This is a genomic window from Kiloniella sp., from assembly GCF_048259265.1.
Lineage (GTDB): Bacteria > Pseudomonadota > Alphaproteobacteria > Kiloniellales > Kiloniellaceae > Kiloniella.
Window position 1 is genome coordinate 1 of sequence record NZ_JBLXHT010000019.1, and the last position, 7,189, is coordinate 7,189.

Annotated in this window: 11 protein-coding genes and 1 pseudogene; 6 read left to right on the forward strand and 6 right to left on the reverse strand. The window is 44.6% G+C overall.

All coding sequences use genetic code 11. The annotated features are described in order from the left end of the window. Nucleotides 1-268: 268 nt before the first annotated feature. Complete coding sequence (locus ACN0QW_RS19015) at nt 269-652, reverse strand: hypothetical protein (RefSeq protein WP_417433801.1); 384 nt, start codon at nt 650-652, stop codon at nt 269-271. A gap of 409 nt (nt 653-1,061) precedes the next feature. Between ACN0QW_RS19015 and ACN0QW_RS19020 the strand changes: the two genes are divergently transcribed. Both ACN0QW_RS19020 and ACN0QW_RS19025 read left to right on the forward strand, forming a co-directional pair. Beyond that, nucleotides 1,062-1,253 (forward strand): hypothetical protein, encoded by a 192-nt coding sequence (locus ACN0QW_RS19020; RefSeq protein ID WP_417433803.1) that lies wholly within the window; start codon nt 1,062-1,064, stop codon nt 1,251-1,253. Nucleotides 1,254-1,496: 243 nt separating this feature from the next. After that, nucleotides 1,497-1,643, forward strand: coding sequence for a pyruvate kinase (locus ACN0QW_RS19025; RefSeq protein WP_417433817.1), 147 nt, complete (start codon nt 1,497-1,499; stop codon nt 1,641-1,643). Between the two features lie 89 nt (nt 1,644-1,732). Here ACN0QW_RS19025 and ACN0QW_RS19030 read toward each other — a convergent pair whose 3' ends face one another. Together ACN0QW_RS19030 and ACN0QW_RS19035 are read right to left on the reverse strand one after the other, a co-directional pair. After that, nucleotides 1,733-2,026: a HigA family addiction module antitoxin gene (locus ACN0QW_RS19030; RefSeq protein ID WP_299378767.1), complete on the reverse strand. Its 294-nt coding sequence runs from the start codon at nt 2,024-2,026 to the stop codon at nt 1,733-1,735. After that, entirely contained in the window at nt 2,026-2,304 is a 279-nt protein-coding gene (locus tag ACN0QW_RS19035) for a type II toxin-antitoxin system RelE/ParE family toxin (RefSeq protein WP_299378769.1), read from the reverse strand. The genes ACN0QW_RS19030 and ACN0QW_RS19035 overlap by 1 nt, the downstream gene beginning before the upstream one ends. Before the next feature lie 752 nt (nt 2,305-3,056). Between ACN0QW_RS19035 and ACN0QW_RS19040 the strand changes: the two genes are divergently transcribed. The 3 genes from ACN0QW_RS19040 to ACN0QW_RS19050 are packed head-to-tail and all read left to right on the forward strand — an operon-like array spanning nt 3,057 to nt 4,379. Further along, a complete protein-coding gene (locus tag ACN0QW_RS19040) occupies nt 3,057-3,440 on the forward strand; it encodes a hypothetical protein (protein WP_417433805.1) in 384 nt (127 codons plus the stop codon). Then, entirely contained in the window at nt 3,437-3,667 is a 231-nt protein-coding gene (locus ACN0QW_RS19045) for a hypothetical protein (protein WP_417433807.1), read from the forward strand. Before ACN0QW_RS19040 ends, ACN0QW_RS19045 begins: the two co-directional genes overlap by 4 nt. Next, nucleotides 3,585-4,379, forward strand: coding sequence for a hypothetical protein (locus ACN0QW_RS19050; protein ID WP_417433809.1), 795 nt, complete (start codon nt 3,585-3,587; stop codon nt 4,377-4,379). The genes ACN0QW_RS19045 and ACN0QW_RS19050 overlap by 83 nt, the downstream gene beginning before the upstream one ends. Here ACN0QW_RS19050 and ACN0QW_RS19055 read toward each other — a convergent pair. From ACN0QW_RS19055 to ACN0QW_RS19065, 3 genes are all read right to left on the reverse strand, one after another. Beyond that, entirely contained in the window at nt 4,376-4,975 is a 600-nt protein-coding gene (locus ACN0QW_RS19055) for a mobile mystery protein B (protein ID WP_417433811.1), read from the reverse strand. The two genes, ACN0QW_RS19050 and ACN0QW_RS19055, sit on opposite strands and share 4 nt — an antisense overlap. A 2-nt stretch (nt 4,976-4,977) precedes the next feature. Further along, nucleotides 4,978-5,439, reverse strand: coding sequence for a mobile mystery protein A (locus ACN0QW_RS19060; RefSeq protein WP_417433813.1), 462 nt, complete (start codon nt 5,437-5,439; stop codon nt 4,978-4,980). A gap of 116 nt (nt 5,440-5,555) precedes the next feature. After that, on the reverse strand, nt 5,556-5,816 hold the full coding sequence (locus ACN0QW_RS19065) for an antirestriction protein ArdA (protein ID WP_417433815.1): 261 nt from the start codon (nt 5,814-5,816) through the stop codon (nt 5,556-5,558). On the opposite strand from ACN0QW_RS19065, the pseudogene ACN0QW_RS19070 reads away from it, so the two are divergent. After that, nucleotides 5,796-6,938 (forward strand): annotated as a pseudogene (locus ACN0QW_RS19070) (IS3 family transposase). The gene ACN0QW_RS19065 and the pseudogene ACN0QW_RS19070 overlap by 21 nt on opposite strands. Nucleotides 6,939-7,189 lie beyond the last annotated feature (251 nt).

Genomic DNA, 7,189 nt, shown 5'->3' on the forward strand with positions numbered 1-7,189 from the left:
TCTTTCAAGAGATGCACCACCCTTAATTCACTCTGGTGAAAAGAGGGTGGTGTCAGATTAAGTCGGAACTAATTCAGCTGATTTAAAAGTCATCGGGGATTTAGAGCAGGCTCTCCATCTTTCACAGGCTTCGTGAAGTGGCCTCTCTTAAAACCATCCCCAGGATTATCGGAACGAATAAAACCAAAGCCCCCCTTTAACTCATTGAGTTAAAGGGGGGCTTATTTTTAGAGACTATCAGTTAGATACGCCTATATTAACTTCTTGTTCACACTTGCCTTTTAGACATCCACGTATTCAAGGTGTAAAAAATATGGTTTACAATTTCTGGGTCCGGATCTTCTACATTGGGGTCTTTCACTAAATAGTATGAATTTTTGGTTTTAATCATTCCAGTAGCTAAATCCGTTTTTACCACGACGGATGTCATCCACTCTGTTCTTTGGTTTTCAGAATATCCGACAAGATGAGTTGAGATATGTTCCCCCTTCTGATCACGGAAAGACACCATATTCCAATTACGGATCGTATCTTTTACCGCGGATAGAGGAGTGTCTATTGCACAGGAAAGTAGCTGTAATGTTTCATCAGTTGTAACTTCTACAGCACCGATTTTTTTAAGTTTTTGATTGAGATCATCAAGTGTCTTCATAAACAATGTCCTTTATTTAAATAACATCAAGCTCTTCGGCAAAGCAGTGCTTTTGCCTCTGAGTCTGATCGAAATATTTGAGAATTTTTGATTTATTTTTGAAAAATTTAAACATGATTGCTTCTCCTTTCACGCATGGGAAAGAAAGGAGAAGCGGTTATGTTCAATGATTACACCGACCTTGCTTATAAAGGTTTAAACGACTTTTTCTCGCATAAAAAAGGGCGAATACTTTCTATCAGAAGAAAAGAAGGACATTGAAATCGCAGCTCTATTGATTCGGTTGGTTAGAAGTTTGGATGCGATTGTTGGTGGAGATCCTAAAGCTACAACGAGCTGGATTAGAAGCCATAATGCCTATTTAAATCAGGCCCACTTGAATTAATGAAAACAATAACAGGCTTGATGGATGTCATTAATTACCTGGACTTCAGAAGAGCTCAAGCCTGAAATAATTACATTTTCTCCCCACGAAGTATGGAGGGTCGTTGAAGCACAGCATGTCGTCTCTACAATAAAGCTGGTTGATGACTTGGAGGAACAACAACTTCTTGAGGAAATTCTGGAAGACGTAAAGCCCGTTTTACAGCCTGAGTTGTAGGACTTTCATTATCTTCTTGTCTTAGAGCTTTCACGATCTAACTAATCTAATAACCTTTGATTGAATTCCATAGGCCTCTTTTCTCCTTTTTACTCTTATATTCAAGGTTATGCCAATAAGGTTGAATATAGAGATTTATATTCAGGCTTATTGCTGAGTGTTCGTTCTTAGCCTAGAACGCAAATAAGCCCCCACCGCATATGCGATGAGGGCTTATTTGATTTCGGTGGTTGCGGGGGGGATCTGGGTGTAGAGCTAAGCCCCGATCAGGTTCCCATAGCCCAAAGAAAGATTATCGCCACCTGCCGAAAGATTGGTAAGCCCGTAATCGTGGCTACTCAAATGTTAGATCACATTATTCAAGGTCATTTTTTGCTTATTAATTTCTAAACTATCGCCGGATTTGTGACTTGGTTCAATGTCTGCTAATCGCACAAAGCGGCTAAGAATTTTGATTACAAGTCAATATACTTAGAAGCTTACTGAAAAGAAATTGCAGTCAAACCACTAACATCAACCGTAGATCTAACATCAGCTAAATCATATTGATCTTGCATCAATAACCAGCTCTCAGCACTTCGGCCAAGAACAGCTTCAAGCTTAACAGCCATTTCTGCGGATACATCACTTTTCCCGCTGATCAAGCGACCAAAGGTAGAAGAATGCACACCAAGCTTCTTCGAAACTTCATTCGCTGATAACTCCAAAGGATCAAGATAGACTTCTTTGATAAACTCCCCCGGATGCGGTGGATTATATTGTTGATATTCCATTAGTGATAATCCTCGTAATTCACAATATAGACGTTACCATTCTCAAATATGAACGTTATCCGCCAGTTTCCATTGACTGTTATTGACCAAGTATCTGCTCGGTTTCCCGAAAGGTTGTGTAACTTCCACCCCGGCAATTTCATATCTTCGATGGTCATTGCAGTGTGCAGGGCTGACAATTGCAATCTTAACTTAGAAGCGTGGTTTGCCTGAATGCCAGCTTTGCTTCCTTTGGTAAAGAAACGCTCAAGCCCTTTATGTTTAAAACTCTTGATCATAACAATCACACTATACGCGTTACGCGCATAACGCAACATATTACATTTAAGAAACTGAATTTATTGTTGCGACCTCTCTAAGTACCAAAGTGGCAATCTTGGGAATATTTTACATCACCTAATGTCACTTACATTTATGAATGAACCATTTTTAATAAAACAAAGCTACGCACTTATGCGAAATGACACAAATTGGGTTCTATTAATAGGTCGGTGACATCTTATGAGTCCTCCTCTAACTATATTACAATTCGCACCAATAGCTCGACAGATATGTATAACTAAAACTGATTTACAGTGGTAAAGGCGTTTTCGTAAATATTTCGACAGCGACACATTATCAAAAACCGTTTACTTTTTTAAAGCTCCGGTAATCCCTCCCCTTTAACTCAATGAGTTAAAGGGGGCTTATTTTTAGAGACTATCAGTTAGATACACCTGTATTAACTCTTGATCACACTTGCCATTTAGACATCCACGTATTCAAGGTTATGCCAATAAGAAAGAAAGGGGGATTGGTCGCTGAAATATAGCGAAATTTACGATACTTCCCTATACTTCTCTAAATTTGCACTTGTTACCTTTTAGCCTAGAACGCAAAAAAGCCCCCTCAGCTAGTGCTGAGGAGGCTTTTAAGTACTTCATTGGTTGCGGGGGCTCTCGAGTAACTGTCTCTAATGTTCGTCGTCAATGACATGCAAAAGCTTGATATATAATATTTTTTCGTCTGGTACAGCCAAAGGACCTGTACCATGCAGTCAAAATTCAGGAAAGCAACAGGTAAAAGACCTGCCCCTTTCTCCCTTCGTCTAACCTTTGAAGAACGTGCCCAACTAGAAAAAGATGCCGAAGGCACGTCATTAAGCGCTTATATTAAGTGGCGCTTATTTGACCCTGGCAGACCACGTCCAAAGAAGCGTGGTAAAGACCCTGTCAAAGATCACAAGATACTGGCTGCCCTGATTGCCAAGCTCGGAAAATCACGCCTGTCGCAAAATATCAATCAGCTCGCCAAGGCCGTCCATACGGGCAGCCTGCCTGTCACACCGGAAACAGAAGCCGATTTACAAAAGGCCTCCAAAGACATTGCCGATATTCGTCTACTGCTGATTGAAGCCTTGGGATTAAAGGAATGATCATCAAGGCATCACAGCGCGGCGGATCACGCCAACTTGGCCTTCACCTACTAAAGACCAAAGAAAATGAGCATGTCGAAATCCATGAAATTCGTGGCTTCATGGCTGACAGTGTGCTCGGCACGATGAAAGAAGCCCAAGCCATTGCCATGGGCACAAAATGCCAAAGACCTGAAAACTGCTGTGCAGGATGCTTGGAATATTTCCGACAACCGCAAAGCCTTTGAACGCGCCTTGGAGGATCGCGGTATGCTCCTCGCCAAAGGGGACAGACGCGGCCATGTCGCCGTGACCTATGAAGGCGAAGCTGTATCCATCGCCCGCTATGCAGGCAAGAAAGCCAAAGAGGTTCGTGAACGCTTGGGCAAGCCGGATGACCTCCGTTCTGTTGCAGAAACCAAAAGCCATATTGCTGATTTTATGACCCCGCAAGTTCAGAAATATATGCGGGAAGCCCGTTTTCAATCTCATCAGGATATGAAACCGCTGCAAGATAAACGCCTTGCCATGATCCAAGCCCAAAAAGCGGAACGCCAGCGTTTGGAAGCCAAACAAAAAGAACGCTGGCAAGCCGAGACAAATCAACGCGCCGCCCGCATGCATAAAGGCTTTAAAGGCCTGTGGGACAAGCTCACGGGCAAGTATGCCGAACAACGCCGCCAGAATGAGCAGGAAACCTTCAACGCCTATCAGCGCGACAAGCAACAAGCCCACGATCTGCGCAAAGCTCAATTGGATGAACGGCGCAAGCTACAAGCTGACATTCAGCAAAACCGCATGGAAGCCACCAAACGCCAAGCCAAGCTCTACAAAGACCTCGCCAGCTATAAGCGCATGCAGGAAAAACAACAGGCCCGCCATAACGAGCGGTTCCATCAGCAATCAAAGACAAATCAGAAATCTGGCCCAGAACCCCAAGGCCCTGAGTTAGAGCGTTAATCTTCACCTTCAGAGACAAATGCCAACAGCAAGTCAAATTCCTCACGATCTGCCGCACGCAAGGCTGCAATATATTGTGCCCGCCTTTCACCTGCGGCTTGTAAATCAACCCCTGCCGTCCAGTTGATCGGCGGCAGACCAAAGACCTTTTCCATCATCAGGTCGCCCATGATGCGGGAAAAGCGGCCATTGCCATTGGGAAACGGATGAATGAAAACCAGCCTATAGTGAAGACGCGTTGCGGTCTCAAGTGGCTCAAAAGTGCTATGCTCCGCCCAATAACGCGCATCCCCCAGAGCATTTCTCAGCTCGACACCGATATACATCGGATCGACGCCAATATTCTTGCCTGTCAGGCGAAAACTGCCTGCCCATTCCCAGACTTGGCCGAACAGTTTTTTGTGCAATTCGCGCACAAAAGCTTCGTCAAAAATATCCGGTAATTTCTGACGGGACAGCCATTGTAGGCCTTCTTGAATATTGGCTTGCTCCAAATGATCCAGCTCGCCACGGGTGGTGATATGCTTGAACTTCAAGCCTTCCATTTCATCTGGATCAAGTGGCGTTGCGCCATCTGGCTCTTGAAATACTATCACAATCATTCATCCCAAAAATCTTTAGGAGGCCGCGCTTTCAGCTCTTGGGCTATACGCTCGACCTCATATCGCATTTGCTCATTTGACAGGCTTTGCGCTTCCAGCGCCATATGCTGGCCCGCCTTACTCACAAGTTTCCGCGCTTTTTTCTGTGCCTGAGCATCAATGACCTCTTCAATTTCATCCTTCGGCACAATGGCGTAAACAAAACGGCACTCCATCGCCTCTGCCATTTTTTGCATCGTGCCAATAGTGACAGACCCGTCCAGCTCGGTTTTTTCAAGTTTGGAAACCTGCGCGCGCGAAATACCTCGCCGTCTCGCCAATTGCGCACCAGACATTCCAATTGCTTTGCGCACGGTCGCTATCCACCCCTCATTAGGAATGTTGAGGCTAGCCGTTTGCTGACTAGCCTTATTGACCAGCGCCCGATATTGCTGTTTTACAATCTGTTGCAAGCTCATTGTTTTCTCTTAAGTTTACAAATTAATAATGAATGATAACATATAGGAATACAAATATCAACATTATGATTTCTTATAGGATGACAAAATGATAAGAATTGTCATCCCATAGGATATCAATACATCAGCACCCCCCAGACAATATAATCCGTGTTATCAGCACGAAACTCAGTAATATCGCCGTTTAAATCCATATCGCGAGCATAGGCTTCATCGTCAAAATAGAACCGGAGATGCTCAGGAATTTGCTCAAGAATGCCGCAGTCTTGCAGATAGTCCCAGCAATAGTAGAGATGGTCCCCAAAAACTGGACAGGGTGTTAAGGTGGGATAGCCGTTTTTAAAAAGGATTATCCGATGGCAAAACGCCGTAATCATTCCGCCGATTTTAAAACCAAGATCGCTTTAGAGGCTTTGCGAGAAAAACTGACGCTTCCCGAATTAGCCAAGAAATATGATGTGCACCCCAACCAGATTAGTACATGGAAGAAAAAAGCTTTGGCAAATATGTCAGATATTTTTTCCAGAAAGCAGGAGAAGCAAAAAGATAATCACGAAGCCGAAATCAAGGAGCTTCATGCCAAGATCGGAGAGTTGGCGGTAGAAAATGATTTTTTATCACGGGCCTTCAGTCGCTCTCTCGGGAAAGGCGGAAGGCAATGATTGTCCCTGTGGGAAAGCTCTCGCTCACTCGCCAGTGCCAATTGCTGAAAATCCCCCGTTCGACCTATTACTCTGTTTGCAAGGGGGAGAACGCTTATAATCTCAGGCTCATCCGGATGATTGATGAGAAGTTTTTGGAAGACCCGTGTTTCGGCTCTCGTCAGATGATGCGTTGGCTGCGGATGCAGGGCTATAACGTAGGTCGCAAGCGGGTTCGCCGTCTGATGAAGTTGCTGGGACTGGAAGTCCTTGTATCAACAGCCCAACACGTCAAAGCCGCACCCTGAGCACAAAATTTATCCATATCTTCTGCGGAACCTGGTGATTGATCGGCCCAATCAGGTCTGGTGTGCCGACATTACCTATATTCCGGTAAAACGGGGCTTTCTCTATCTGGTGGCGATCATGGACTGGTATAGCCGCAAGGTTCTGGCATGGCGGTTGTCCAATTCCATGGAGGCCAGCTTTTGTGTTGAGGCTTTGGAGGATGCGTTGAGCAAATATCCTAAGCCGGAAATATTCAATACGGATCAGGGCAGCCAGTTTACCGGCTTTGACTGGATTGAGACCCTGAAGGATCACAAGGTTAAAATCACAATGGATGGCAAGGGTCGCTGGATGGACAATGTCTTCATTGAACGGCTGTGGCGAAGCTTGAAATATGAATGTGTATATCTCTACGGTTTTGAAGGCGGCAAGGAGGCTCGTCAGAAAATTACCCACTGGATGGAGAAATATAACAAACACCGCCCCCATTCATCTCTTGACGGCGTCCCGCCAAATTGGGTTTATTACCGTTCTTCTGGGTTAACCCAGAAGAACGGTATGGCAGCATAAAATATCAACTCAGGCATCCCACCTTAAATTCGCTGCCAATCTGTCCAACATAAGGGGGTCACTTCTTATAGGTCTGATTATCAGCTAACTATCTATACGATAATTTACAATATTTCCCTAAATTTGCCCTTTCCCCGATTTTTCAGACGCAAAAAAGCCCCTCCGCTTTCGCAGAGAGGCTTTTCATTACTTCGGTGGTTGCGGGGGTAGGATTTGAACCTACGACCTTCAGGTTATGAGCCTGACGAGCT